Raw genomic sequence first — 26,959 nt, 5'->3', positions numbered from 1 at the left:
CGTTGCCCACATTTAAAAATGCTGACAGGAACCTAAAAAAGAGAAAGATTGTTTTTTTGATAAGTTATGAATTGAAGGCATAAAAAAACAGATAATGGCCCTTATAATCACCGATGATACACTTTCCAAAGCTCAATTGTCAGCAGAGGAACTCCTCGTTGATCTAGCTTGCTACTTATACGACAAAAAACGGATGAGTATGGGGCAAGCCAGGCACTTGACCGGCTTGGATCAGATTAGCTTCCAGAAAGAATTGGCCAAACGAGATATCTATATTCATTACACAGCAGAAGATCTGGAAAAAGATTTACAGAATCTGGGTATCGAATTATGATCATTGTTAGTGATACTTCTTCTATTTCCAACTTGCTGCAAATTGGGTTGATTGATATTCTTCATGTGCTCTACGGTGAGATAACGATAACACCAGCTGTAAGAAGAGAACTATACCACTTGCCGGATCAGGAAAAGCAAATTGAACAAATTGACTGGATAAAAGTGAAAACTCCTCAGGATCAAGGGATGATCGTCCAATTGTTGGAGGAAATCGACCTTGGGGAAGCAGAATCCATTGTGTTGGCTATGGAGGAACAGGCAAAATACCTGATCATTGATGAGTATAAAGGAAGAATGATCGCGGATTCATATGGTATCAAAATAGTGGGAATATTGGGTGTTTTGATCCAAGCTAAGCAGAAAGGAGCAATATCAGCTGTTAAGCCGCATATCAATCAACTTATTGAGATTGGGTTTCGATTGGACAAAAAACTAATCGAAAGGGTCTTAAAGGGTCTTGGAGAGCTGTAGGGTGCCAGAACTAAAGAAAATAAGAAAACTTACAGGCAATAGCTTTGAGACGGTTTACCCGGCTGAATATACCGGAGTTCGACCTGATGGCAATCAGAGCCCATGTCTTGAGGTGGGTGGCAAAAGAAACTACTAGAGTCAAGCAAAAAACCTCAAAAAATACGCTACAAAAGCCAAGGGTTTCCTGAAAACCAGACCTTTAGGCCGGTTTTCCGTACCCGTCCGGACCGCCTTCGCCCGCCAAAATTCGAAAGGATGTTGGCGGGCTTTCTGTTTTTATGGTCTTTGTATAAAGGGTGTGTTTTGTTCTCAATCCCACCGGGCTATGGCGGCCGGAGACCGCTGAGTAAACTTTCATGAAAAGCCGTATTCACGCCGAATGTGGCTTTTAGGCTTCCAGCCCGTTTTCCCTACATCTTCTAATTGTGTTTTATGGAGGGTTATTGGGACCTTATTTGAGATTTTTTGCACCAAAATTTGCACCGGAAAATTGCAGCCCTTTGCAGGTACTTGCAGGTACTTGCAGAGGCAGTCTACCGCCTTGGGTATCTTCCGTTATGAACTTCTAGAATAAAGGTTGTTCTCCCTAAAATCGCACCAATATCACCTGCTTGCTTTGCTACAGACAGTGTTGAAGGGGTAAAGGCTGCGATTTTAGAGATTAAGCTTAATAGCCTGCCTGTCCTTGCCTTTCCCATGCCCTTGAAAAGCTTGGAATAAACAGTGCAGCTTCTTAATAATTTGGTTTTCAGCCAATAATGTCCGGATTTTAGCCAATGATGTCCAGTTTTTAGCCCCGCTCTAACCCTACCTTCGCCTCGTCCTTATTGACTTTCAATTGTGGAATATAAAATACTCTTGCAAAAGGGTCTCCCTTCAAGTGGGGAGGTGCCCGACAGCCATAACAGCTGCCCGTAAGACGTCTTTTCTCCACTAGTTAAAACCCCGGATAAATGCAGGAAAAAGTCATCCATTTTGCCATTAACAAACCCAAAGCGGTCGTCAGATTGATGATCCTGACCGCTATGATTGTGCTGTTAGGGGCACTTTTACCTTCTTTCTTCCCCAATACTTTCAGCGCCTTCCACACCATAAGAGTGGATACCGATCCCGAAAACATGCTTCCCAAGGATGAGCCTGTCCGGGTTTTTCACGATCAGATGAAAGAGCTGATGAACCTGCACGAGTTGATCGGCGTGGGGATCGTCAATACTACCCACGAAGACGGGGTTTATAATGTAGAAACACTCCGGAAGATCTATGAGCTTGCTGAATTTGCCAAAACCCTGACCTGGGAAAATGAAGAGGGCGAACAGGAAGGCGTGATTGAAGTGGATATTATGGCCCCTTCGACGACTGATAATATAGAGCAGGAGTCGGTAGGTGTTGTGCGCTTCGACTGGCTCATGCAAACGCCCCCTCAAAACATGGAGGAGGTTGAAGCACTGAAAAAGAAGGTCTCTCGCCTGACTTATATCCAGGGAATGATGTTTTCGGAGGATGAAAAAGCGCTGGCAATGACCCTACCCATCTCCTCTAAGGATGTTAGCTACCACATCTATACGAAGCTAAGGGAGAAGATTGAGTCTTTGCAAGGTAATGGCGATGCCTTTCATGTGGCAGGGCTTCCTGTGGCCGAGGACGTATTTGGTGTTGAGATGTTCCTGCAGATGGCCATTGCAGCCCCCGCTGCCATGCTGGTGATCTTTTTGCTGATGCTCGCCTTTTTCAAGCGTGTGGTGTTGGTAATCTCTCCGCTGATTGTAGCCCTGGTTTCGGTTATCATCAGTATGGGGCTTCTGGTATTTACGGGAAACACGATTCACATTATGAGTTCGATGATTCCCATTTTTATCATGCCGATTGCCGTTTTGGATGCGGTGCACATTTTGTCAGACTTCTTTGAGGTCTACCAATCCAAAAAAGACAGGCGAGAGGCCTTGGTCTATGTGATGAACCACCTCTTTACGCCCATGCTATACACCTCTATTACGACCGTGATTGGTTTTGGTGCCTTGGTGCTAACCCCTATTCCTCCGGTACAGGTGTTCGGTATTTTTGTGGCGATAGGCGTCGCTATGGCCTGGCTATGGACGATCCTCTTCATCCCGGCTTACATCATGTTGCTGCCCGGAAAAACACTGGAAAACTTTGGACAAAAGCCGGCATCCGGGGACCACAGAGGCTGGCTGGATGTCTTCCTTAGTTCGGTTAGGAAAATCTCTTTCAACCACGCCAAAGCTGTGGTGGCTAGCGCCCTGGTGCTTATCGCCATTTCCGTGTGGGGGATTCAGCAGATCGTGGTTAACGATAACCCCACCCGCTGGTTTGAAGAAGACCACCCCATTCGCCTCGCGGATACGGAGATGAATAAGCACCTTGCCGGGACTTACGATACCTATTTTGCCCTTAGCCCCACGAATGAGCAGATCGACAAAGACCAGGTCCAGCAGGAGCTGATCAGGAGCTATCCAGCCCTTGATAAGTCGGTTTTTGATGTGGATCCCTCCTTAAATGGCATGGATTGGCTCTTGAATGTGGAGTCCAGCTTAGATGATCTGCTGTTTGAAAGTGGGGACGATGTGTATGACGAGGCCTTAAACACCATCAGTGACTTGAAAAGTGATGCTGCCATTTTCAAAAACCCTGAAGCTTTGAAGTATCTGGAACAATTACAGACGCAATTGTCAGGGCTGGATGTGGTGGGCAAAACACTATCCGTGATGGATCTGCAAAAAATCGTAAACCGGGAAATTTATTCTGGCGAGGACCAGCATTATGTTATCCCCGAAAATAAAAGGGTGGCGGGACAACACTATGTAACCTTTCAGGGCGGGCACCGCCCTAACGACTTGTGGCACTTTACAACGCCTACCTACGATGTGGCCAACGTTTGGGTATTGCTAAACTCCGGGAACAACATCGATATGGAGCAGGTAAGATCTGTCACCGAGCAGTTTATGAAAGATAACCCCGCGCCGTTTGGTTTGGAAGGGAAATGGTATGGGCTGACCTATATCAACCTCATCTGGCAAGACAAAATGGTATTCGGCATGCTCAATGCCTTTTTGAGCTCTTTTGCCATCGTTTTAGTGATCATGTTCTTCCTTTTCAGGTCTTTTTGGTGGGGATTATTATCTATGCTTCCGCTGAGTCTTACCATCATTACGATTTACGGAATAATTGGTATTGCAGGCAAGGAGTATGACATTCCGATTGCTGTACTGTCCTCGCTCTCGCTTGGCCTGGCTGTGGATTACGCCATCCACTTTTTGGCACGTTCCAGAGAGATCCGCAAAAATCAGGTTAGTTGGGAAGCAGCCAGTAAAATCGTGTTCGAGGAACCTGCTAAAGCCATCGTCCGAAACGTATTCGTGGTTGGATTTGGTTTTATTCCACTCTTGTTTTCACCCTTGGTTCCCTATCAAACCGTTGGCTTTTTCATTGCAGCTATCCTGATCTCGGCAGGCTTGGTAACGATATTGCTCCTGCCTGCCTTAATTAAGTTGTTAGAAAAAAGATTATTTAAAGACGTTAAAAATTAAGCATGAGAAAGAGGTTAATTATAGTTCACACACTGTGGTTGTTTCTGCTCCTTTCAATGACGGGCTATGCCCAATCGGTTGATCAAATCATAAAAAAGGCCAACCACGTTGCCTATTACAATGGCAAAGACGGCCGTGCGAAGGTGCAAATGCTGATCAAAGACAGTCAGGGCAGGAGCCGCAAGAGGAGCTTCACCATACTGCGCAAAAACATCAATACCAATGCGGACGGCGAACAGAAGTTCTATGTCTATTTCAACCGCCCCACAGATATGCAAGGCACTGTTTTTTTGGTGTGGAAAAAAATGGAAGGCGATGATGACCGCTGGATGTACTTCCCCGCTCTCGACCTGGTAAAACGGATTGCCGGAGGAGACAAGAGAACCAGTTTTGTGGGGTCTACGTTCCTTTATGAAGATGTATCGGGTCGGAGGTTGAGCGCAGATAAGCACAAACTCTTAAAAACTACCGGCGACGCCTATGTGGTCGAAAGTGTTCCCGTCGATAAAAGCGGGGTGAAATTTTCAAAGTACATCGCTCACGTAGACAAGAAAAGCTTTATCCCCCTAAAAATAGAGTACTACAACAGCAAGGGCAAAGTGTACCGCATTTATGAAAATAAGAAATGGGAGATGGTCCAGGGTAAACCAACAGTCATTATCTCCAGCATGAAAGATCTGGATACAGGGGTTGAAACCTACAATCGCTACACCGATGTAGAGTACGATGTCAATATCGACGACAGTATCTTTTCAGAAAGATACCTGAGAAAGGCTCCCATGGAATTAATAAATTACTAGTGTATGCACCTTTTTAAATGTAGCCTTCTCCTCTTGCTTAGCACACTTTGCACGCTCTCCTCATGGGCACAAAATGATGATTTGGAGAATTTGTTTGCTGATTTTGAGGAGGAAGAGGAGGAGGTTTCTCCCTACGTAATCAAAGGTTTTTTAGATGCGCGCTTTGGCCCACGTATCGCTCAGTCGAAAGAAAACTCCTGGTATACGCTTGGGGAAGCGCGCGCGCAATTTGATTACAAGTACGCGACTAATAATTTAGAGCTGGCCCTGGTTACGGATCTGAAGTACAGCCCGCTGCAAACCGATCCTTTCGAGGACGTTGAAAATGGCGTGGGGATATTGGATATCCGGGAGTTCTCCTTTAGTAAATCGATTGGGACGAGTTTTGAGCTAAAGGCGGGCCGGCAAATCCTGACCTGGGGTACCGGTGACATGCTGTTCATCAATGACCTGTTTCCCAAAGATTGGCAATCCTTCTTTAGCGGACGGCAAGTCAACTACCTGAAAGCACCAAGCAATTCCGTGAAGCTGTCGAATTTCAATAAATGGTTTACGCTTGATCTGGTATGGACGCCCCGTTTTACCTCCGACCGCTTCATCAACGGCAGCAATATCGAGTATTTCAATCCTTTTATAGGGGGTATCGTCGGTGAATCGGCGATGATACAACCCAGTGAGCGGGATGAATACTTTTCTGAAAGCGAGTTTGCAATTCGCGTACATAAGGTTATCAAAGGTGTGGAACTGGACCTGTACGGTTACGACGGCTTCTGGAAAACACCCGAAGGCTTCAACGATCAGGGACAGTTCTTCTTTCCCCAATTATCAGTGATCGGCGCTTCTCTGAGAACACCTCTTTTCACCGGCGTTTTTAATGTTGAGTATGGGCATTATTTTTCGAGAGATCATGAAAACAACAGGCTCAAGCCTATCCGGAACTCGGAAGACCGCTTGTTAGTCGGCTTTGAAAAAGAGGTCGTCAAAAACTTTACGGCGAGCACACAGCTTTACATCGAACGGATCAACGACTTCGACCGCTACCTGGAAAATTTCGAGGGCTTTGCCTTTCGGGATGAGGTAAGGACGATGCTGACCCTTCGCCTGGAGTACTTTGCATTGGAACAGCGGCTGCGATTCTCCTTCTTCAACTACTACTCGCCCAATGAAAAGGATTTTTTCTCCAAAAACACCATTACCTTCAAGTACAGGGACAACTTACAGTTCGAACTGGGCAGCAACTACTTTACAGGAAAGAATGACTTCTCCTTTTGGGGACAGTTTCAAACCACTTCTAATATTTATGCCGGGCTTACGTGGTATTATTAACTCATGTTGCTACACCCTTAAATTTAGGCCACAAGCTAAGTTGCTAAACCTTCATTTGAGCAAATAAAACGCAGAAAATCCATTGTATACGCAATACGAAGTGGTCACCTACTGGCGCTGACGGCCAGCACGGGGAACGATGAATGTCGGGCTTACAGTCCAGACATTCATCGTCTGGAATCTTGGATTTGCGACATCGGCCACTGACGAAGCATAGCTTGTCAGGGCAAGCGCAAGCCACTTCTCAGCGTAAATGCTGACCTGTCTGCCGAAGTACCAGTACGCAGGCAGGCATTGAGTAGGTTTGCTGTAGCAAACCACTTAATTGTCAGTATAGCTTTAGCCTTCATCCCTTTTGGACGAGTCGAAAGTAAAATTCTAAATTCAGAAAAAATACGGCCTGGAATCCCGGCAGTCCGTTTGTTTACGTCTGGTCTTCGAGTTTTCCAACCCCGCCTACTCCCCAGGCAGGCTAACATAATAGATAAAATCCGTTCTCGGAGGGCTGCCCAACCCTGCCTGCCGCCCCATCGTAATCAGCTGCCCCCGGTGGTAGGTGCTGTGGTTCATGCAGTGATGGATCATGTCGGCAATGGCCGTATAGCCTTCTCCGCGCGACTTCGGGCGTTTGGCTTGCAGGTCTTCAAGAGACATGGTTTGTACGTGGGTATTAAAGTTTTCGGAGGCCTGTAGCCAGCCCTTTAGCAGGTCCTCTTTGCTGCCATTAAAATGCTTGGCAGGGTTGTTTTCCGCGGATTCATCTTTTACAATCTGCAGCCAGAGGTATTCGGCGCTCCAGATGTGCAGTACGGTTTCTTTCAGGCTGGAAAAGCTGGATTCGATTTCCCGGTCCAGGCCTTCCTCAGAGGCGGTGCGTAACCACTCCGCAAGCTGCTGATTAGCCCAGTGGTTATAGGCAGTATAACGCCGCATCATGGTCGTGAGGTCATCTCCGGCGGATTCAACGGGGTGTAGGTGCTTACGCGTATTGTTTTTCATGTCTTCTCCGGTAATCCTTTCATTTGGCAGCACAGCCATCGTCAGTAAGGCCTGAACACCAAGCATGATATGTAGCAACATGATTCATCTTTTAATAGCTCTAAACTAAAAAATAAAATCTGATGAAGGATGGAAAATGGAAAGCTTGTCGCTGTTCTACAACTCAAACGCTTTCGGGAATAAAATCTTAGCCTCTCCCCTTACTAATAACTTGCCCCTGGGGTTGAAAGCCTGGCAGGAGAACACTCCCTGTTTTTTCTTATCCTCAAAGCTGTTCAGCGTTGCTTTGGCGGTAATCTCATCGCCTATGTAGGCGGGGCGGAGGAATTCAGCGCTTTGTGACATATAGATGCCACCCTGACCGGGATAAATCGTGCCAAATATCTTAGAGAACATGCTAAGCAGCAGCACCCCATGCACCACCCGGGCTTTGAATACCGTATCTTTTGCGTAGGCTTCATCGAGGTGGATGGGGTTGTCGTCCTGGGAAAGCCCGGCAAATTGGGCAACATCTTCGGCTTGGAAGGTTTTGGTGAATTCGTAGGTGCTGTTGAGCGTTACTTTTGGCATGTGGCGTATTGATTTGGCGGAAATATAAAGGTTTTTCTGCTTGTCAGGCCGGGGCCTTTGTAAGCTCTTGCCAAAAATAGCTTGCTTACAGGTGCACCGTACCGGTATGGAAACCACCGAATCTTACCTTTTTTTCGCCCTGGCATTGAAAAACCTACCCCGAAAAGGAATTAATACCCATGTAAGTAGTTTTAAGCCAAGTTCTTAGCGTACTTTTGCCCCCAAATTTGAAAACCTAAGTTTTTGGACCGCAACACAAAACGTTATCAACACTGGCTTTACGGGCTCATCCTTTTACTGGTACTGCCCGCCCTGCTCATCAACCTGGGCGTGCTCACCCTCATTGACGATGAGGCGCTGCGGGCGTGGGTGGCTTTGGAAATGCGGCTGTCCGACAACTACATCGTCCCGCAGTTGCATGGGGAGTTTTACTACAAAAAACCACCGGTCTACAACTGGATGCTACTGGGCGTTTTCCAGCTGACCGGCAGTATGGACGAGTGGTCTATCCGCATCCCTACCGTGGCCTTCCTTTTGCTGTATTGCGGTACGATCTACTACTTTGTGCGCCGGCACTTCAGCCATGAGATGGCCTTCCTGAGCGCCCTGGCGTTCCTGACCTGCGGGCGTATCCTGTTTTACGATTCTTTTCTTGGGCTGATCGACATCAGCTATTCCTGGGTGACTTTTCTGTCATTTATGGTCTTCTACCACCTGGCGGCACGGGAACGGTGGCTGGCTGCTTTTGCCGGTTCTTACTTTCTGGCCGCAGTGGGTTTTCTGATGAAAGGGCTCCCTTCGGTGGTTTTTCAGGGGTTTACCCTCATCGCCTGGTTGGTGTACCAAAAGCAGTTCCGCCGCCTGTTTCAGTGGCAGCATATTTTGGGTGGGCTGACCTTTTTGGCGGTGGTGGGCAGCTACTATGCGACTTATTTGCAGTACAATAGCCTGGAGGAATTAGCTTCGGTTTTGTTCAACGAATCGGCCAAGCGTACCGCCGGGCGTTATCCGCTCTGGTTCACGCTTTTCCACCTGTTCACCTACCCCTTTGAGCTGCTTATCTACCACTTTATGCCGTGGGGCTTACTGGCACTGTACCTGTTTCGCAGGAGATCGTGGACACAGGTCTGGCAGCACCCGTTCATCGCCTTTGTTTTTCTGACCTTCCTGGTTAATATCACCGTGTACTGGACGGCGCCTAAGGTGCACCCCCGGTACGTTTTCATGATCGTCCCCTTGTTATTCGTTACGCTGCTGTACTTGCACGAGCAACAGAAGGTAGACCGGCCCTGGCCCTACCGGGTGACGATGCAACTACTGCTGTTTTGCTGCCTCATTCTACCTCCCGCGGCATTGGCGCCCCTCTTTATGGAACGCCTGCAGGGCACCCCCTGGCTATGGGCCAAAAGCCTGAGCCTGTTTGTGGTGCTGAGCGCGCTGGCCTACGGCGCATGGCGGTTCCGCGAAGCCCGGTTGCTGACCACAGCGGCTGTCTTGCTGGTGGTGCGTATCGCCTTCAACTGGTTTGCGCTGCCCGACCGGCATGCCAATGATTTTGGCGATGTGGTGCGGAAAGATGCCCTAAGGGTGGCAGCCGAATATCAATCGGCCGACTTACGCGTTTATAAAGATACTGAATGGCAGCCGATGACGTCCTTTTATATGACTCGTGAAGCAGGGCGGATTATTCCCATTGACCGGGAAACGCACGACACCTCGGCTTACTACATCATTGACCCCAAAGCCTATCCCTTTGTGCCCTATGAAAAACAGGACGAGCTCCTGATGCGGCATGGTGGAAAAGTCTACGATATTGTGAAATTCTAGTGTTATGTCAATAAAAATATCAGCCGTCGTCACGGTCTACAACGAAGAACTGAACATCAAACCGCTGGTAAAGCGCATTACCGCCGCACTCGACGGGATGGACTACGAGATTGTCTATGTGGACGATGGCTCTACGGACAATACCCTGCGGGAGCTGTACAGCATTGACCACCCCCGGCTGAAGGTGGTGGAATTCCGGAAAAACTATGGGCAAAGTGCCGCGCTCATGGCCGGCATTGACGCCGCAGAGGGCGAGTACATCGCTACCATGGATGGGGACCTGCAAAACGACCCTTCCGACATTCCGGCCATGCTCAAACTGGCGGAAGAAGGCGACTACGATATGGTGGCTGGAGAACGTGCCAAGCGCAAAGACGGCTGGATACTCCGCAAGATTCCAAGTATGATCGCCAACTTTATCATCCGCAACTCTTCAGGGGTGCACTTGAAAGACTACGGCTGTGCGCTCCGGGTTTTCCGGTCTGAGATTGCCAAAGATATGGGCATCTACGGCGAGCTCCACCGTTTCATTCCGGTACTGGCTCACCTGGAAGGCGCACGCATCATTCAGATTCCCGTCAAGCACCACGCCCGGGAGTTTGGGGAGTCCAAGTATGGGCTCGGTCGGACCTTCAAGGTGGTGAGCGACCTCCTGCTGATGCTTTTCCTCAAGCAGTACATGCAGCGCCCCATGCACCTTTTTGGCAATACTGGCGTACTCCTCCTCCTCGTTGGTCTGCTGATCAATGGTTATCTTGGAGTGCTGAAAATCCTGGGGCAGGATATTTGGGGCAAGCCTCTGCTTATACTGGGTTTGATGCTGGTCCTTGGCGGCATTCAGCTCATCACCATCGGTATTGTGGTGGAAATACAGATGCGGACCTACTACGAGTCCCAGCAAAAACGCCCTTACAAAATCCGCCGCGTCACCAAAGGCGGCACAGAACAAAAAACAACGGCCAATGCCACAACCTGAATTCGACATCGGCGAGCTCGTGCTCTACAAGAACAATCAGCTTATCGCCTTCAATAAACCTGCCGGGCTGCCGGTCACAACCGATAAAACCGGGGACAAGGCCATGGATCAACTGGGTGAAATCTACTGCAAATCCACGTTGGGTCTGGTACACCGGCTGGACCGTCCGGCAAGCGGGGTCGTGCTCTTCGCCCGCTCTGAAAATGCCCTGGCCCACCTCAATGAGCAGTTCCGTGAACGGCAGGTGGAAAAAGTCTACCTCGCTGCCGTTGCCAACCGCCCGGAAGCGATGGAGGGCAAGCTTGTCCATTACCTCAGGCGCGACGGTCGAAAAAACAAAACTATTGCCTATTCAGATCCTCAGAAAGATGCCAAGCAGGCAGAGCTGTCCTACCGGTATCTGGACAGCAGCGATCACTACCACCTGCTGGAAATCCGCCTGCATACCGGGCGCCACCACCAAATCCGGGCACAGCTGGCGGATATTGGCTGCCCCATCAAAGGTGATGTCAAGTACGGCTTCCGGCGGAGCAATCCCGACCGGTCTATCCACCTGCATGCCTGGAAGCTGACTTTCCGCCACCCGGTATCCAATCAGGAAGAGACCATTACCGCACCACTGCCCCAGCAGGATCCGGTATGGAATGCCTTTAACCTCAACGATTAATATGGAAGCTTTACTCGAGCACTTTCCCAAGCTGACGGAGCAGCAGATCGCTCAGTTTGAACAACTCGGCCCCCTGTACCGGGAGTGGAACGATAAGATCAACGTCATTTCCCGTAAGGACATCGACCAGCTGTACCCACACCATATCCTGCACGCGCTGGCGATACCGCAGGTGGTGAAGTTCCGGACGGGCGCCAAAATCCTGGACCTGGGAACCGGTGGCGGATTGCCGGGCATCCCCCTCGCTATTCTCTACCCCAATGTGCAATTCACCCTCATCGATGGCACGCGCAAGAAAATCAAAGTCGTGCAGGAAATCATCGACGCCATCGGGCTGGACAATGCCGAAGCCAAACACGTCCGGGCAGAGGAACTAAAAGACCGCTTTGACTTTGTGGTCTGCCGGGCTGTAGCCAGCCTCGATAAGCTCGTGCCCTGGACACAGCGCCTGCTCAAACGGGAAGAACGCCACGCCCTGCCCAACGGCTTGCTGACCCTCAAGGGGGGCGACCTCAAAAGTGAGATCAAAGCCCTCGGCAAAGGCCACTATGTGGAGCTGTTCCCAATTACGGATTACTTTAAGATGGATTACTACATTGAGAAGTATGTGGTGTACGTTCAGGGGTAGGCAGAACACTGCCCAGCCTACATTCGCAATCCATCCGATTTTGCTGCGGCATAGCCCCCAAGATTTCTTACCTTTGCTCATCTACTATTAAACCACTTAACAACGCCATCCTATGTCATTCGAAGTAGAAGGAAAGCTACATAAGAAATACGAAACGGAGCAAAAGACCGATTCATTCCAGGCCCGGGAGTTCGTCATCGAGACCGAGGGCAACTATCCGCAGTTTGTGAAATTCCAGCTGGTACAGGACCGCTGCGCCCTGCTTGACCCCTTTGAGGAAGGGCAGATGATCAAAGTCCACTTCGACTTGCGTGGCCGGGAGTGGAATGGCAAATACTTCACCAACCTGAATGCCTGGCGCCTGGAGCAGGGTGGTGCGAATGCGGCTCCCACCGCAGCTCCGCAATCTGCAGATTCCGGATTCCCGGACTCGGAATTCCCTTCTGCCAACGATGAGCCGGCCAGTCAGGCGGATGACGACCTGCCATTCTAATAATGGTACGCTCAAAAAAAGCCCCCGGCTTCTCATTTGGAAGTTCCGAGGGCTTTTTTTATACCATTAACTCCACGGTTTACCTCAATAGCACCACTTCACCGCGGCGATCCACCGCCACTTCTTCCTGAAGGCAATTGATCACCTTCGCCTGAATAGACCAGGCAAAGACGCCTCCGTTGCGCAAGGTGCCATTCATGACGCCGTCCCAGCCACTGTCCGGGTCGGTACTTTCAAAAACCTGTACGCCCCAGCGGTCGAAGATGCGAAGCCGGTAGTCCAGCACCCCTGCGACTTCATCGCTGGTGAAGGCCCGGAACACATCATTGTTGTTGTCACCATTGGGGGAAAATGCGTTCGGTACATACATCCAGTTTTGGCCTTCCATGAGGGGCGGTGCCAGCATAATGCTTTCACTGAAGGTTTCGCAACCGTTGTCAATCTCCAAATCGTAAGTCCCTGCGGTACCGATGACCCGGTCGAGCGCCGCTGCTCCGTCTGACCAGGTAAATGCCAAATCAGGCGTTTCCCCGGAAGTGATATCGACGGTGACGATGGATTCCGGATTTTCACAGCTTAGGGTATCCCAGCGTACCATTACTGCCAGGGGTTCAAAGGCTTCTACAAGGCCATTGAAGGTCGTTTCGCACCCACTTCCATCGGTGATCGTCACGGTGTAATTACCTGCGGCCAGCCCTTCAAAGTCAGGTGAAGCCTGTGGGCTGCCCTGACCGATAGCATAGGTGTAGGGTGGATTGGGCGCGCTGACCGGATTTACCGAGAGCGTGCCGGTTTCCTCGTTGGGGCAAGCCGCCTCGGTTGAGATACCCGCCATCACGTCGGGCGATAATTCTACGCTCAGGTTCACGATAGAGTCACAGCCCGCCTCACTGATGAGCATGACCGTTCCGGATTCACCGGGCAGCAGTTCTTCGCCGTGGAAGAAATAGGTTTCGCCCTCGCAGATTCGCACGGATTGTTCTGTAGTGACCGGTTCGAGTAAGGCAACTTGTATCTGTAGCACCGAGTCACAACCGGCACTGCTGCTAAGGGTGATTTCATTCAGGCCTTCATTCAGTGCCATCCCGTCGTGCTCGAGGATTTCACCTTCGCAGAAAGAGAGGTCAAAGGCATTCGTGAACACCTCAAGTTCCTCTACCAGCACATTGACCGTAGAGTCGCAGCCATCGGTATTGGTGAAGTGGAAAACGTCCTGACTGCCGGCGGCTATTTCCACTCCATCATAAGTAATGCTGCTGCCCTCACAGGCTGAAAAGGTGAGCGTGGTGTCGCTCTCCGTCGGGCAGTTGATGCGGATGAGCCAGTCTGTTACGACCACCTGATCGCACCCTACAAGTGTGGTGTCTGCATTGACCCAAACCGCTTCCAGGAAGCCCTCAAGATTAGCGGTATCCACGGCGAGGGTGTAGTCTTCATTGGAGGGCTGATCGGTAAAGCCATAGCCGCCATCCTGTGTGGAGGTGCTCTGATCCAGTATACTGCCATTCTGTAGCAGCAGGATATCAATACCGCTCAGGAGGGTATCCGGCGCATCGATGATTCCGTTGTCATTCACATCGAAGTAAACCTCCCCGGCAAAGCTGCCGAACCCATCGAACAGTTCGAGGCTAAGCGGGTCAGACTGCAGCACACAGCCATTGGTGGCCACCATTTCCAGGTAGTAATCGCCGGCATCCTCCACGATCAGTTCGGGCATCGTACCCTCCGGCGGTGCCACCGGGCTGCCATTGAAGTACCACTGATAGCTTGCTACATTGGGAATATCGGGCAGGCAAATCGTATCCGGGCGGCAGCGGGTGTAGCAGCCATTTGGTACACGGGCAATATCCGGGCCGGTTAGCAATTCAAAAGCTTCGCTTACCTGTGTGCAGCCTTCTGCATTGGTGGCCGTCACCGTGTATTCGCCCCCTTCAGAGACCTCAATAGCCGTACCCGTTTCCCCCGTGCTCCAGACATAAGTCAGCCCGGGCAGCGGGGCGTCCACGGATAAGGTCGCCATAGTACCCTCACAAATGGGCGCAGGCTGATCCGCAAGGATGACCGGCACATCGGGCAGTGGGTGCACAATGACTTCGAGCATGGCAACTGCCGAGCAGCCTGTGGCCCCATCCACCGCAGTAACTTCAAAGGTGTAATTGCCCGCATCAAGCAGGTTATTCTTGTCTTCGGAGAATTCGATAGCCGGGCCGTTCTGACCGGTACTCCAGGTGTAGGTATAACCAGGGTACAGTTCGCTATTAGGCACTTCGAGGAAAACACCCTCCCCCTGACAGGTACTGTAGCTTTCGTAGTAATAGGCCGTAGCCTGCCCATACTCGTCGTAGTCGGTAGCCCGGATATCCACAAGTGGGGCGGGCGTTATGCCTACGTTTGCTGCGGGCGGCTCGTAGGTGCAGCCATTGGCGTCGGTGACGGTAAGTTCGTAAATGCCTTCTTCGGTAAGCGTGAGCGACTCGGTATCCGCTCCGGTGCTCCACTGCCAGCCGATGCCACCGCCGGGCGATTCGGCATTGATATCCACACCCTGGCAAACAGGCGGTATGGGATCGAGCGTTATTTCGCCGCTTAGGTTGTTAGGAGCGATGAGGACATTTTGGGAAAAGGATTGTATGCAACCCTCTATGTTGGTCGCCGACAGGGTCACCTCATAAGTGCCCGGCAATTCATAACGGTGGTAAGCCTCCCGCCGCTGAGAGGTATTGGCGGCACCACTGCCCGGGTCGCCAAAGTCCCATTCGTAGAGGGCGAAACCACCGGCGGGCACCTCAAATGCCGTGGGGCTGCTGGCGCAATTGGTCTCGGGCGAATCGAAGACTACTGGCGGAGGGGCCACTACTGATACCGTTTTCGTGGTACTGCTTGTACACCCGCTGATTGTCGTAATCGTCAATGTGACCAGATAATCGCCGGTCGCACTGAAAACGTGAGTAGGATTGACCTGCGTAGAGGTGTTATCCGCCCCACTGCCCGGATCACCGAAGTTCCAGGACCAGTCGACAATGCCTGAGGAGGGCAGGAAGGTGGACAAGTCTTCAAATGCTGTAGGGCTGTTGGCACAGGCCGGAGCCACATGAAAATCAGCCAGCGCTTCTACCGAGTCTACTGCGGAAAAACGGCAGGTCAGAGTTGTTCCGGGATCGTCGGGGTTGGGAAAGCTGCCGGAAAGTACTACCCGGTAATAGCCCACTTCCTGATGCTCGATAGTGGGGTTTTCATCGTTGCTGGCATCGGTCAGGACACCGTCCCGGAAGAAGAAGCGCCAGTAAGCGGTACCGGGCAGCATATCTCCCGACTGATTGGTGTATAGCTTGGTTTCGCACTCGGTACCATCGGTGATTTCGAAGCCCATATCCACACCTGAGCAGGAAGGCCCGGGTGGGTTCCCGCAGATGACATCGTTGCAGTTCTCCTCTACCTCAAAGGGCGCACTGAGGAAGGTACAGCCATTTTGATCTGTAATACCGACCGTGTAGATGCCGAATTCAGTCGCGGTATACTCCGGCGCATCTGTGCCCACGGGCGCCCCATCCTGAAACCACTGATAGGAAAAGCCAGTTGAAGAGGCCTGAGCAACGAGTCGGGTGGAAGGGGGCAGGTTGCAGAAAATCCAGGGGTCGGGGGTGGAAATACTCACCTCGGAGCTGGGATAGGGCTCGATTTGGAAGGTCTCTGTACCTTCACAACCAAACTCGTCGGTCACCACCAATGCATAACTGCCAGGTGCCAATTCAGGCGTCATGCCGGTAGCCACCGCTACATCATTGGTATTGTACCAGGTGTAGGAGTCAAAGCCCGGAGCCGCGGAGACGGTGGCTTCTTCATTGGGGCAGAAAAAGGCAGGCGCGGTAACGGTAGGTTGTGGCAGGGCGTGTACTTCTACTTCAAAAACCGCTGTTTCGGTACAAATGGCTGCTTGTACCTGTACGTTGCCCACTTCGTGCCAGAGAATATCCACCGTGCTTTCATCTGATTCCGAGACAATGGTACCCGCAGTAGCAGGAATGATGGTCCATTCATAGTCGAGGTGCTCCGCGTCGGTAGCGGTGAAGGTACTGATGCCATCAAAGCAGGCATTCGGGTCACCACTGACCTCTAAATCGTCGAAAGCTTCGGCAGCTAAGCTAACCGGAGATGAAGCACAAGGTGGGCCTACTGTATTGACTTGTACTACACTTAGCTCGTAGGGCGGCGCAGTGCCCCAGGTTACATTGATCGTTTCGCCCATGCGGGTGGTGAGCGTCTCCCCGTTGTTGACGGTCCATTCCAGCGTGACATTATCGCCAACCGGGGTGGCGCTGTAGGTGGTTGTAGATCCCGGGCAAATCACGGTATTGCCAGCGATGGCATCTACCGGGTCGGGTGGGGACAGCACCTGCACCCGGCGGGTCGCTTTGGGCGTACAGGATGAATTGGCGCTGCCTGGCTCTGCTGTGAGCAGGTAAAAACCGGGCGCTACATTCATAGGGATTTCCACAGAAGCGGTACTGCCCGAGGACTGCCAAACTACCACATCCGACGCATCCGTCAACCGCCAAATGGCAGGGATAGGATTGCCGGTATTGGCCTGAATGGCATCGTAGGTGGCAGGAGTATTGGGGCATACCTCGATTGGGCCGCTCAGATAAAAAGCCGGCTGAATCTCCACCTCCAGCTCGGCACTGCCTCCGCAGCCCAGGTAGCAGTTATCAAAAGTTACGCTGACGGTTTGCGTGGGCGCAGGGATGGTATTCAGCCACTCCACCTCGATTTCATGGGTTCCCTGCCCGGAAACGATGCTGCCGAAGTTGGTCACATCCCACTCAAAACTGACGCCTTCGTAGGCCGGTATGCTGTAAACTGCCCGGCTGCCAGGGCAGACCAAAGCTGGCCCTTCCACCTCCGCCTGATCGGAAATAACCGGTACTACCAGGGTTGCCGGCACCGGGCAATTGGTGCCCGGGCAATCCTCCGTTAGCAGCTCTACGGTGCCCTCAGGGCCCGTTTCCCAAAGCACACTAATGAAGTCATCAGCAGGACCGCCTCCGTCCACAATAACACCGCCCTCACTGACCGACCACAGGAAGGTACTACAGTCACTCTGAGCGGTGTAGGTGCCGAGCATGCCTTCGCAGACCGTACCCACGCAGTCGACAATCGGTGTTTCTGTTTGTTCAACGGCTACGGTGAGCAGCGTGGTGTCGTTGCAGGCGCAAAAGCGGGAAGCGATCAGCATCAGCTCATAGGTGCCCGCCTCGGGGTAGGTATAATCAACTTGCTCGCCTGTAGCGGTAACGCCATTGCCGAAGTCCCAGTACAAGCTATCGGCTTCTTCGCCAGTGTACTCCAGGTACAGGGGTTGTCCCTGGCACAAGGTCACCGTTCCTTCTACCGCTTCCGGTACACTGCTGACCGCACTTTCCGGAGGAGACACGACATTCACGCAAGTGTAGCCTTGCGCATCACAAAAGAAGGGCGGCTCATTGACGATGCCGCTTTGATAGATGGAGTAAATACCCGGCTGAGACCAGGTCACTTCGATGATGTTGTCTTCTATCGTCGTATAATCTGCAGGTTGGCCTGTATTCTCGTTAAATACAGACCAGTTGGAGCTAAGGCTGTCCAAGCCACTGATACTGGAAGAATAGCGGATGGTGCTGCCTATGCAGGCTTGCTGACAGACCACGTAGTTGCTGTCCACTAAGATGGGTTCCTGGGAAGCCGGACAATCGGGCGTCGCCTGTATGGTAGGATTAGGGTCAAAAACCAGATCGAGGCAAAGAGTACTATCTGAGGAAACTCCGTTCCCATCAGTAATAGTGACCGAGTAGCAGCCTGGCTGGCAAATGGTAATGTTATCGGAGTTTTCTCCAGTATTCCACTGATAGGTCAGCGGTGGCTGAAGCCATTCGGAACTTGTGTAGATTACGTAACAATCAAGCCCACAGGAAGATGGACTGGGCACAAAGGAAACAAACTGTGCTGATAGGGTACCTGAGCTCAAACCAAGGAGAAGCGTGGCTACCCGCAGCATTATACTTTTCTTTTTCATACGATGGTGATGTTTTAGGAGATTAAAAACGATCACCTGACCATTAGAAGCAGCTTTCAAAGCTGTTGTACAACCCCTCACGTACAAAAGTAGGCCATCGTTGGGTGGGATATGGCTTTTTTTCTTCGGTTACCCTTTTGGCCTAGTGAGTGGAGGCTTTGAGTACGTCAGTCGGCCGATGCCCATTTGTAAAAAGCAATAACAGAATGGTGGTCAGAGAGGCGCTCGGTACGGATATCCTGATCGAGCGCCTGCAGCTTAGGGCTATAAAGTTGATAGTCGATGCGCAAAGCCGGGATTTTACCGGCGTAGGTGGTACCCAGGCCGGTACCCGCTTCCCGGAAGGCATCCTTTAGCCCACGCGACAATTGCCGGTAGGAATAGGACTGCGGGGTGGCGTTGAAATCGCCGCAGACGATGACCGGGTGAGGGCTTTTTTGGATTTCCTTAGCGACGGCCTCCGTTTGCTCCACCCGCCGCTCTTCGGCCCTTTTGAAACGCCCGGCCATACCTCTGACCTTATTCCAGGTTTTTTTATCCTGCAGGTTGCCTTCCTTCGCCACTTCATTGGCCATACCGGAAACACCGTTGGACTGTAGGTGCAGGTTAAAGACCCTGATCGGCTTTCCTTCCACTTTGATATCCACCCATTGAAAGCCATTGAAATGCTTGACAAAGTAGTGCGTATGGGTTTCTTCAATGGGGTAGCGGCTGAATATAGCCAATGCGCCGTTGGGAATGGCATGCACGTATTTGAAGCCGGCCTCGTTTTTAAAATAGTCGATGAAGTAGTTCTTTGGGTAGTAGGTTGGAAATTCCTGCAAGCACAGCACATCAATGCCTTCCGTTGGGAAATACCGGGGCATTTCCTCTGCGGTATACCTTTTGCCGGTAGCGGCTTCTTTTCGAAATCCGTAGGCATTGAAAGTTTTGACGGTAAGTGCCGCTTCATCGATAGGGCCGGGCAGGTTGAGCCCTACGAAGCTGGTCAGATGAGCCCACCCCAGCAGCAAACAGCCCAGTGACAGGAAGGCCTGGTACTTGCGGATAGAAGCCCAGAAAATAATAAAGAGCAGATTCGCTAACAATAACCAGGGAAAAGGGAGCGCAAAAAACGAAAGCGGCCAAAATACCTTTGGGCTTACCCTCGATGCCAGAAAGCTGGCTAAGGTGATGAGCACCAGCAGTATGTTCAACCATCTCAGCAGCTTTTGCATAGGCTTTTCAGGGTATTTCGTGCGTATTTCGTATGCGTGCTACTTCCGGTTGTCTAGCGCTTGCTGGCATTGAACAGGAATTCTTTTTCCTCCTTAGTCAGGCTGTCGTAGCCGGAATCTTTGATTTTGTCGAGTATCTTATCCAGCTTTTCCTGGTAGGCACTGCTGTTTCCGGTGTTTGTATCAGAAGCGGCTTGCCCACGGCTGGAAGTCGTGCTGCGCTTACGGTTGGGATTGCGATAGACCACTTTTGGGCGGCGCCCCTTACTTTTGCCAGAGGTCACCCGGTCGTATAAATCCCGGATGCGGTCCAGAATATTATTGACAGGTTCGGAGAAGTCGTTGCCATTACGCAATTGCGTGACAAACAGCCAGCCAAAAAAGGCACCACCGAGGTGAGCAAAGTGGCCGCCTGTATTGCCTCCGTTGGGAATCAGGATCAGGTCCAGGAAAACCAAGACCGCAACGATATACTTCAGCTTGACATCACCAAGCAGCAAAAGCCGCATAATGTAGTCTGGAGAAATGGTCCCCGCCGCCACCACAATGGCCATGACACCGGCAGAGGCGCCCAGAGCGAATCGCCCTCCCATACCATAGGGCAATAGATTGGCAGAAATAAAAAACACGATAGCCCCCGTAAGCCCGCCCAGCAGGTAAAGTGGCAGTATGCGCTGATCGCCAATGAAGTCTCCTACAATACGCCCAAACCAATATAGGAACAACATATTCCAGAGCAAGTGCCAGAAGCCCTCGTGAAGAAACATACTGGTAAACATCCCCCAGGGGTGCGTCAGGAAAAATTTCCAGTCGGAAGACATACAAAAGAAGTGCAGTATTGTACTGTACAACTCTGGCACAGAACCGCCATTGCCCAAAAAGAGGAACAGGCGGACCAGGTTGATGATGACAAATACGGCAACGTTTATTATGATCAGCTGGGTTATCATATTCCCCCGGCTGAGTTCTCGCTTAGCATCGTCCCAGATTGACTGTAGCATGCATTATCGGTTCTAAATAATTATTAATATTTGGAGCTGCTTGAGCCCGGGACCCACAAGGTACTAGCTTCTGATGATTTAGTCCAGTCCCCGGGACTAATCTGCCCAGCCTTTAGGCCAAAGTCATAACCTTGACCCAAACTTCCGCCAGTACAGGATGAGCAAAAAGCCAAACAATGCCCCTCCCAGGTGCGCATAGTGCGCCACACCGGTATTTAAATTGCCGAGCCCCATGAATAGTTCAACCCCAGCGTAAATGAGCACAAAGTACTTTGCCTTAAGCGGTATAGGCGGGAACAATAGCATAATTCGGTTGTCTGGAAATAACATACCGTAACCGACCAGCAGCCCAAAAACCGCGCCGGATGCTCCGAGAGAAGGCACATTGGCTGCAAACATAGACTCTCCAAACCAGTAAATTTCCATACCGCGTACCAGGGTGTGCAACAATACAGAGCCGAACCCGGTCAGCAGATAGTAAAACAGGAAGCGCTTTGGGCCCCAGGTCGCTTCCAGTGGCGGACCGAACATGAACACCGCAAACATATTGAAAAACAGATGCCCAATATCTGCGTGCATGAACATATGCGTTACGATCTGAAACGGGCGAAAATATTCTGAGGTCGGAAAAAACATGGCTAACCGATACCTGCCCCAAAGGGAGAAATCAGTTACCTTTTCATTGACCAAATCGAGGGAGGTCCCATGAGAGGGGTCTCCCAGCAGCATCGTACCCAAATACATCAGGACATTGATGATGAGCAGATGTTTGACAACTTCCGTTACTCTGAACATAGGCAATAGCGTAGATGATGATTAGGCTCCTGTAAGCAACTAAACAACGCTTTATTACTCAAATCGTTTGGCCAGTTCTTCCAATTCCATGGTAATGAAGCACCGTTTGCCGGAGGGGCTCAGGTAAGGCACTTCGCACCCAAATAGCTGATCAATAAGGGTTTGCATCTCGTTGGGTTCCAGTATTTTGCCTTTTTTAATTGCAGCGCTCCGCGCCATGGCCCTGGCAATATTTTCGTGGGTGCCCAGATTGAGTTCCAGGTTGCCCTTGTACTGCTCCAGCAGGGATTCTATGGTTTTGAGGTCGTCCTGCTTGCCAGCCAGTTCGGCAGGCACCCCATTGATCACAAAGGTATTGGCTCCGAATTCCTGAATATCAAAACCCAGCTGATTGATCGGCTCCAGGAGTTCCTTGAGCAGTTCTGCATCAGCGGGAGGCAGGGAAAGGGTACGTGGGAACAACTGCTTTTGGGTCGTGCTCTTCTGCTGCGACAGTACGTGAAGGTACCGCTCATACAGGATGCGCTCGTGGACAGCCTGCTGATCGAGCAGCATCATACCTGACTTAATTTGCGTGAGAATGTAACTGTTGTGAAGCTGTGTGGGCTTTTTCTTTTCCTGTACCGGCTCGCCCGGCATACTGCCCTGTTCCTCTTTCCAGTCGCTCTCCAGCGTCAGGGGTTCTTCATGCTCCGGCCCCGGCGTGGCTTGCGCTTCGGATTCGGCATCGAATTCGTCCAGCCCCTCGTACACATCCTGCCAGTGCTTGAGGTTGCTTGCGTGGCGGCTCGCATCCGAAGAGGCTTCTCCATGGCCGGCAGCCAGGTTGCTCCCGCCACTTGGTTTTACATTGCCTATGCCCGTAGAGGCTTCCGAACGTGGGCGTATGGGTGTTGGCTGACTAAATGTCGGGTCCTGTTCAAAATCGAGGCTTGGCATCACATTGTACTGCCCAAGTGCATGCCGTACCGATACACGCAGGTAGTTGTACACCAGGCGCTCATCTTCAAATTTGATTTCCTGCTTGGTGGGGTGCACGTTGATGTCTATCCGCTTGGGGTCGATATCTATGAAAATAACGTAAAGTGGGTAAGTACCCGTTGGGAGGAGGTCTTCGTAGGCCGAGACCAATGCATGGTTCAGGTAGTGGCTTTTAATGAAACGATTGTTGACGAAGAAGTACTGTTCGCCCCGGGTTTTCTTAGCAAACTCTGGCTTGCCCACGTACCCGTTTAGGCGGAGCACCTCCGTTTCTTCCGCTACCGGCACTAGTTTCTTGTTAGAATGGCTGCCAAAGACGCCAATCAGCCGCTGCCGGAGCTTTCCCCCGGGCAGATGGAAGATTTCACTGTCGTTGTGATGAAGGGAAAAAAAGATATCAGAGTTGGCAATGGCAATCCGCTGAAACTCGTCATTGATGTGCCGCATTTCCACCGGGTTTGACTTCAGGAAGTTCCGGCGGGCGGGCACATTGAAAAAGAGGTTCTTAATGGAAATCGTAGTCCCCTGTGGGCATTGGCAGGGCTCCTGTATTTTGATTGCTGAGCCTTCGATGACCAGTCGGGTGCCCAGTTCATCGGAATGACGGCGGGTCTTGATTTCGACCTGTGCAATAGCAGCGATGGAGGCCAGTGCTTCGCCGCGGAAGCCCATGGTCCGGATGGCGAATAAGTCCTGTGCCGACCGGATCTTAGAGGTCGCGTGCCGCTCGAAGGCCATGCGGGCGTCGGTTTCGGACATGCCGCAGCCGTTGTCAATCACCTGTATCAGGGCTTTTCCGGCATCTTTGATGACCAGCTTTACTTCGGTGGCACCTGCGTCGATGGCATTTTCCATCAACTCCTTCACTGCTGAAGCAGGCCGCTGAATAACTTCTCCAGCTGCAATTTGATTGGCGATGGCATCGGGCAAGAGCTGAATGAGATCAGCCATATGGGGAACTCCTCGTTTTATTCATCAATGAGCTGCTATTCTCCGATAGCTGCTGCTATTTCGGGCAAATATACGCTGATAAACAGGTAAGAAAAAAGTAACAGCAGTGCGATTACCCCCAGCAAAACCAAATTGGAGCGCTGTACCTGCCGCTGCCGGAAACGGTTGTCCTCCGCCTTCTGATAGCCCCGGCGGAAACTTCCGGACAGGCGCGCCTTAACGCCTTCTGCCTCACCGGCTTTCAGCTCCTCTACTCGTTTGAGCCGCTCTTCCAGGTCCTCCTTTTCGGGGTTCCAAAAGCGGGGCTTGTACTGGTACTGCTGGTGCCTCGGCAACTTTGAAAATTTAATAAACGCCATAATTACAGTGTATATTCGTAAGAGCCTGCGTCGGAGCGCAACAAACAAACATGGTTTACTTCTACTCGTGTTGACAAGAGCTCTTCTGGTAAAATACAATAATGTTTCTAACAAACCTATTCCAGGAATGGTTATTTGTTACTGATGCAAGGTTCCTTTCTTTTGGTGGTTCGCCTGATCGTCAGAATGCAGTCATTCAGCTAAAAGAAGTGCGCGCTTATCCTGACTGGCCGTTATTGTGGCCTGATTGACCGAACAAACCCAATGCTATGAAGCTCATATGGACTACTTTTCTTCTGACTTTTTCCACCGCCTTGCTTTTGGCACAATCCGGGGGCTATCCGGTAAAGTGACCGGCCCCGGTGGCGCACCTCTTTCTTATGCCAGTATTTTCGTTCAGGAAACGGGTACCGGCACCACCACCAATGAGGAAGGGTACTATGAGATCCGCCTGCCTAAGGGGAATTACCAGTTAGTATTTCAGTTTTTGGGCTACAAAACGGTAGCAAAGCCTGTTGTTGTTGGTAACCGGATAGAACTGCTCAACATATCCCTACAGGAACAGCCCGTACAGTTAGAGGCAGTGGATGTCATGGAAGGCGCTGAAAACCCGGCCTACACCATCATGCGCCGGGCGATTGCGAAAGCCAGCTACCACCGTCAGCAGCTTGATGCCTACTCTGCTGAAGTGTACATCAAGGGTAGCGGAAGGCTGAAAAAAATCCCCGGGCTGCTTCGCGGGACGCTTGAAAAAGAAGGACTCGATACGGCAACGGCCTTCACCTCCGAATCCGTAAGCATCGTAGAATACGAGCGGCCGGCTACCTTCCGGGAGCGTGTCATCTCGGTATACACCAATGGGGACGACCGGTCCACCTCTCCCACCAATTACATCAACGGCAGTTTTTACGAGCCGGAAATATCGGGTGCAGTTTCTCCGCTTTCGCCCCGTGCATTTGCTTACTACCGCTTTGATCTGGAAGGCTTTTTCATGGACCGGGGCTATGGCATCAACAAAATCAAAGTCACGCCCCGCAGTGCCGGCGATGGGACCTTTGAAGGTTACCTCTATATTGTGGAGGACTGGTGGAGCATCTACAGCCTCAACCTGAGCACCCTGCAGCAGGGCATTCGGTTCCAGATCGAGCAAATTTATGCCCCCATTGAAGAAAAAGCCTGGCTCCCCGTTAGCCATCAGTTCAATGTAGAAGGGCGATTTCTGGGCTTTGGTTTTGAATACCGCTATCTCGCTACGGTCAGCAATTACGATATTACGTTAAACCCTGACCTGGATGGCGACTTCACCGTCATTGATGAAAAGCTCAACAAAGAACTGGCCGAACAGCTGAAGGAAAGCCGAAAGGAGGAAGGGGTCGCTACTCCTGAAGAACGCCTGATCGGCGGCGAAGAACTCACCCGGAAAGAACTCCGGAAGCTCATGCGGGAGTACGAGCGGCAGGAGCAGCAGGAACAGGACGAACCCGAAGTGGTCGAAAATCGGGAATACATCATTGACTCCACAGCCTACGAAAAAGATTCGGTCTATTGGGCCACTATACGGCCGGTGCCGCTCACAGAAATCGAGGCCCGCAGCTACGAAAAATTAGACAGCCTGGCTAAGCAGGAAAAAGCAGAGGAGGAAGCAGACTCACTGGCATCCAACAGCAACAGCGGCAAATTTGGCTTTCTGGGCGATATCCTCCTGGGCAGCTCCTATAAAGTGGGGGAAAATCAGTTGGTATCCCACACAGCACTGCTGCCCCGCATCTACTTCAACCCTGTGGAAGGATTCAGCCTCCACACCGATATCGGTTACGCTTATAAAAAGGACGACCGCCGGTTTTCTGCTATTCTAACGCCCCGCTATGCTTTTGCAAGGCAGAAGCTAACCGGAAAAGCTGCGATTGGTTATTCCTACGGCGGCCACTACACTGGCGTCGATGTTGGCCGGTATATTCACCGCTATAATGGGGATCGCCCAATCGGTTTCTTTTTTAACACCTACGTCAACCTGTTCACTGACCGCAACTTCATCCGCTTGTACGAGAAGGACTACCTGCGGCTGTCCCACCATCAGCAGTTCCGGGAAAACCTCTCCCTCGACCTTTCCGCAGAGTGGGCCAACCGCTACCAACTGTACAATCAAACCCGGCAGGTGTGGATCGACTTCGACGACCGGACTTACGCGTCCAACTTTCCGATGAGCCGCGAACTCGGCAATACCCTGCCTGAAGAAGAGCGTGCCTTTATCCTGAGGGCCACCCTTACCGCACGGCCCTGGCAGAAGTATAAAATCTACAATGGAGAGCGGGAGGCCATCCCAAACAGTTCTCCCACGCTGCACCTCACTTACCGGCAGGGGCTGGAAGGCATCGAGGGCAGCCAAACGGACTTTTCCTACCTTGAAATGGGCATTGAGCACCAACTGAATATCGGTGTGCGCGGCCGCCTCGACCTGCGGGCCGAAGCCGGTATTTTTCTCAACAACGACTACGTAGGTTTTGCTGACTACCACCACTTCACCGGCAATCAGCTTACCCTCACGACCGCCACGCCGGCGGGAAGTTACCGGAGGCTGCCCTATTACGAGTTCAGCACCATGGACCGGTTTGCAGGTGCCTCAGCCCATTATCAGTTCAGAAAGCTACTGGCCACCCAACTCCTGGAAGTCCGCCTGATGGGCATTAAGGAAAACCTGTTTGCTAATGTGCTGACCACACCGGATTCCGGTACTTACTACGAGTTTGGGTATTCTTTGGACAATATCCTGCGGTTCTTCCGGGTAGAGGTGGTTGCCGGTTTTGACAATGGAGGCTACCGCGACTGGGGCATACTTGTGGGTATAGCTTCCAGCATCAGTGGAGGTACCTTTAGCATAGGCGACTAGTGCGGCTTTACAATATGGGCGTTTCAAGCCCGGCCCCTGATAAAAGTCAGGGGCCGGGCTTGATATTTCTCATCCGGAATA

The 26,959-nt window shown here is 51.4% G+C and carries 19 protein-coding genes; 11 read left to right on the top strand and 8 right to left on the bottom strand.

Annotated elements, in window-relative coordinates; all coding sequences use genetic code 11:
* Positions 1-94 precede the first annotated feature (94 nt).
* The 5 genes from MRY86_RS02345 to MRY86_RS02325 all read left to right on the top strand — a co-directional run bounded on the left by MRY86_RS02345 (position 95) and on the right by MRY86_RS02325 (position 6,478).
* A complete protein-coding gene (locus tag MRY86_RS02345; protein WP_293568971.1) occupies positions 95-334 on the top strand; it encodes a UPF0175 family protein in 240 nt (79 codons plus the stop codon).
* The gene (locus MRY86_RS02340; RefSeq protein ID WP_293568969.1) at positions 331-807 is read left to right on the top strand and encodes a DUF3368 domain-containing protein; all 477 of its coding nucleotides are present in this window, start codon (positions 331-333) and stop codon (positions 805-807) included. Before MRY86_RS02345 ends, MRY86_RS02340 begins: the two co-directional genes overlap by 4 nt.
* A 953-nt stretch (positions 808-1,760) precedes the next feature.
* Complete coding sequence (locus MRY86_RS02335) at positions 1,761-4,352, top strand: MMPL family transporter (RefSeq protein WP_293568967.1); 2,592 nt, start codon at positions 1,761-1,763, stop codon at positions 4,350-4,352.
* A 2-nt stretch (positions 4,353-4,354) separates the two neighbouring features.
* Entirely contained in the window at positions 4,355-5,152 is a 798-nt protein-coding gene (locus MRY86_RS02330) for an outer membrane lipoprotein-sorting protein (RefSeq protein WP_293568965.1), read from the top strand.
* A gap of 3 nt (positions 5,153-5,155) precedes the next feature.
* Complete coding sequence (locus MRY86_RS02325; RefSeq protein ID WP_293568963.1) at positions 5,156-6,478, top strand: hypothetical protein; 1,323 nt, start codon at positions 5,156-5,158, stop codon at positions 6,476-6,478.
* Between the two features lie 456 nt (positions 6,479-6,934).
* Here MRY86_RS02325 and MRY86_RS02320 read toward each other — a convergent pair whose 3' ends face one another.
* Positions 6,935-7,558, bottom strand: a complete 624-nt coding sequence (locus MRY86_RS02320; RefSeq protein WP_293568961.1) for a DinB family protein — start codon at positions 7,556-7,558, stop codon at positions 6,935-6,937.
* A 75-nt stretch (positions 7,559-7,633) separates the two neighbouring features.
* A complete protein-coding gene (locus MRY86_RS02315; protein WP_293568959.1) occupies positions 7,634-8,047 on the bottom strand; it encodes a MaoC family dehydratase in 414 nt (137 codons plus the stop codon).
* Positions 8,048-8,290: 243 nt separating this feature from the next.
* Here MRY86_RS02315 and MRY86_RS02310 point away from each other — a divergent pair, with 243 nt between their 5' ends.
* From MRY86_RS02310 to MRY86_RS02290, 5 genes are all read left to right on the top strand, one after another.
* On the top strand, positions 8,291-9,874 hold the full coding sequence (locus MRY86_RS02310) for a glycosyltransferase family 39 protein (protein WP_293568957.1): 1,584 nt from the start codon (positions 8,291-8,293) through the stop codon (positions 9,872-9,874).
* A gap of 4 nt (positions 9,875-9,878) precedes the next feature.
* Positions 9,879-10,850 carry a glycosyltransferase family 2 protein gene (locus MRY86_RS02305; protein WP_293568955.1) on the top strand — a complete coding sequence of 324 codons (972 nt, stop codon included), beginning with the start codon at positions 9,879-9,881 and terminating at the stop codon, positions 10,848-10,850.
* On the top strand, positions 10,837-11,517 hold the full coding sequence (locus tag MRY86_RS02300) for an RluA family pseudouridine synthase (RefSeq protein ID WP_293568953.1): 681 nt from the start codon (positions 10,837-10,839) through the stop codon (positions 11,515-11,517). Before MRY86_RS02305 ends, MRY86_RS02300 begins: the two co-directional genes overlap by 14 nt.
* Position 11,518: 1 nt before the next feature.
* The gene (rsmG, locus tag MRY86_RS02295) at positions 11,519-12,145 is read left to right on the top strand and encodes a 16S rRNA (guanine(527)-N(7))-methyltransferase RsmG (protein ID WP_293568952.1); all 627 of its coding nucleotides are present in this window, start codon (positions 11,519-11,521) and stop codon (positions 12,143-12,145) included.
* 112 nt (positions 12,146-12,257) lie between these two features.
* Complete coding sequence (locus tag MRY86_RS02290; RefSeq protein ID WP_293568950.1) at positions 12,258-12,638, top strand: DUF3127 domain-containing protein; 381 nt, start codon at positions 12,258-12,260, stop codon at positions 12,636-12,638.
* Positions 12,639-12,717: 79 nt separating this feature from the next.
* Here the strand turns inward: MRY86_RS02290 and MRY86_RS02285 are convergent, their stop codons facing one another.
* The 6 genes from MRY86_RS02285 to MRY86_RS02260 all read right to left on the bottom strand — a co-directional run bounded on the left by MRY86_RS02285 (position 12,718) and on the right by MRY86_RS02260 (position 23,967).
* Entirely contained in the window at positions 12,718-18,687 is a 5,970-nt protein-coding gene (locus MRY86_RS02285) for a PKD domain-containing protein (RefSeq protein WP_293568948.1), read from the bottom strand.
* A 167-nt stretch (positions 18,688-18,854) separates the two neighbouring features.
* The gene (locus MRY86_RS02280; protein WP_293568947.1) at positions 18,855-19,904 is read right to left on the bottom strand and encodes an endonuclease/exonuclease/phosphatase family protein; all 1,050 of its coding nucleotides are present in this window, start codon (positions 19,902-19,904) and stop codon (positions 18,855-18,857) included.
* 53 nt (positions 19,905-19,957) lie between these two features.
* Positions 19,958-20,905 carry a rhomboid family intramembrane serine protease gene (locus MRY86_RS02275; protein WP_293568945.1) on the bottom strand — a complete coding sequence of 316 codons (948 nt, stop codon included), beginning with the start codon at positions 20,903-20,905 and terminating at the stop codon, positions 19,958-19,960.
* 123 nt (positions 20,906-21,028) lie between these two features.
* Positions 21,029-21,700, bottom strand: coding sequence for a rhomboid family intramembrane serine protease (locus MRY86_RS02270; RefSeq protein ID WP_293568943.1), 672 nt, complete (start codon positions 21,698-21,700; stop codon positions 21,029-21,031).
* A gap of 54 nt (positions 21,701-21,754) precedes the next feature.
* Positions 21,755-23,632 carry a DNA mismatch repair endonuclease MutL gene (gene mutL, locus MRY86_RS02265; RefSeq protein WP_293568941.1) on the bottom strand — a complete coding sequence of 626 codons (1,878 nt, stop codon included), beginning with the start codon at positions 23,630-23,632 and terminating at the stop codon, positions 21,755-21,757.
* Positions 23,633-23,667: 35 nt separating this feature from the next.
* The gene (locus MRY86_RS02260) at positions 23,668-23,967 is read right to left on the bottom strand and encodes a hypothetical protein (RefSeq protein WP_293568939.1); all 300 of its coding nucleotides are present in this window, start codon (positions 23,965-23,967) and stop codon (positions 23,668-23,670) included.
* 304 nt (positions 23,968-24,271) lie between these two features.
* Between MRY86_RS02260 and MRY86_RS02255 the strand changes: the two genes are divergently transcribed.
* Entirely contained in the window at positions 24,272-26,878 is a 2,607-nt protein-coding gene (locus MRY86_RS02255) for a DUF5686 family protein (protein ID WP_293568937.1), read from the top strand.
* The last annotated feature ends 81 nt before the right edge of the window (positions 26,879-26,959 follow it).

It is taken from the genome of Phaeodactylibacter sp. (assembly GCF_022763345.1).
Taxonomy (GTDB): domain Bacteria; phylum Bacteroidota; class Bacteroidia; order Chitinophagales; family Saprospiraceae; genus Phaeodactylibacter.
The sequence above is the reverse complement of the archived record's forward strand: the minus strand, read 5'-3'. Positions and strand labels throughout refer to the sequence as shown.

What these genes read in the sequence shown, in the direction of transcription:
- MRY86_RS02345 (WP_293568971.1), top strand. Translation starts at nt 95, where the DNA reads ATGGCCCTTATAATCACCGATGATACACTTTCCAAAGCTCAATTGTCA.
- MRY86_RS02340 (WP_293568969.1), top strand. Translation starts at nt 331, where the DNA reads ATGATCATTGTTAGTGATACTTCTTCTATTTCCAACTTGCTGCAAATT.
- MRY86_RS02335 (WP_293568967.1), top strand. Translation starts at nt 1,761, where the DNA reads ATGCAGGAAAAAGTCATCCATTTTGCCATTAACAAACCCAAAGCGGTC.
- MRY86_RS02330 (WP_293568965.1), top strand. Translation starts at nt 4,355, where the DNA reads ATGAGAAAGAGGTTAATTATAGTTCACACACTGTGGTTGTTTCTGCTC.
- MRY86_RS02325 (WP_293568963.1), top strand. Translation starts at nt 5,156, where the DNA reads ATGCACCTTTTTAAATGTAGCCTTCTCCTCTTGCTTAGCACACTTTGC.
- MRY86_RS02320 (WP_293568961.1), bottom strand. Translation starts at nt 7,558, where the DNA reads ATGTTGCTACATATCATGCTTGGTGTTCAGGCCTTACTGACGATGGCT.
- MRY86_RS02315 (WP_293568959.1), bottom strand. Translation starts at nt 8,047, where the DNA reads ATGCCAAAAGTAACGCTCAACAGCACCTACGAATTCACCAAAACCTTC.
- MRY86_RS02305 (WP_293568955.1), top strand. Translation starts at nt 9,879, where the DNA reads ATGTCAATAAAAATATCAGCCGTCGTCACGGTCTACAACGAAGAACTG.
- MRY86_RS02300 (WP_293568953.1), top strand. Translation starts at nt 10,837, where the DNA reads ATGCCACAACCTGAATTCGACATCGGCGAGCTCGTGCTCTACAAGAAC.
- rsmG (WP_293568952.1), top strand. Translation starts at nt 11,519, where the DNA reads ATGGAAGCTTTACTCGAGCACTTTCCCAAGCTGACGGAGCAGCAGATC.
- MRY86_RS02290 (WP_293568950.1), top strand. Translation starts at nt 12,258, where the DNA reads ATGTCATTCGAAGTAGAAGGAAAGCTACATAAGAAATACGAAACGGAG.
- MRY86_RS02285 (WP_293568948.1), bottom strand. Translation starts at nt 18,687, where the DNA reads ATGAAAAAGAAAAGTATAATGCTGCGGGTAGCCACGCTTCTCCTTGGT.
- MRY86_RS02280 (WP_293568947.1), bottom strand. Translation starts at nt 19,904, where the DNA reads ATGCAAAAGCTGCTGAGATGGTTGAACATACTGCTGGTGCTCATCACC.
- MRY86_RS02275 (WP_293568945.1), bottom strand. Translation starts at nt 20,905, where the DNA reads ATGCTACAGTCAATCTGGGACGATGCTAAGCGAGAACTCAGCCGGGGG.
- MRY86_RS02270 (WP_293568943.1), bottom strand. Translation starts at nt 21,700, where the DNA reads ATGTTCAGAGTAACGGAAGTTGTCAAACATCTGCTCATCATCAATGTC.
- mutL (WP_293568941.1), bottom strand. Translation starts at nt 23,632, where the DNA reads ATGGCTGATCTCATTCAGCTCTTGCCCGATGCCATCGCCAATCAAATT.
- MRY86_RS02255 (WP_293568937.1), top strand. Translation starts at nt 24,272, where the DNA reads ATGGACTACTTTTCTTCTGACTTTTTCCACCGCCTTGCTTTTGGCACA.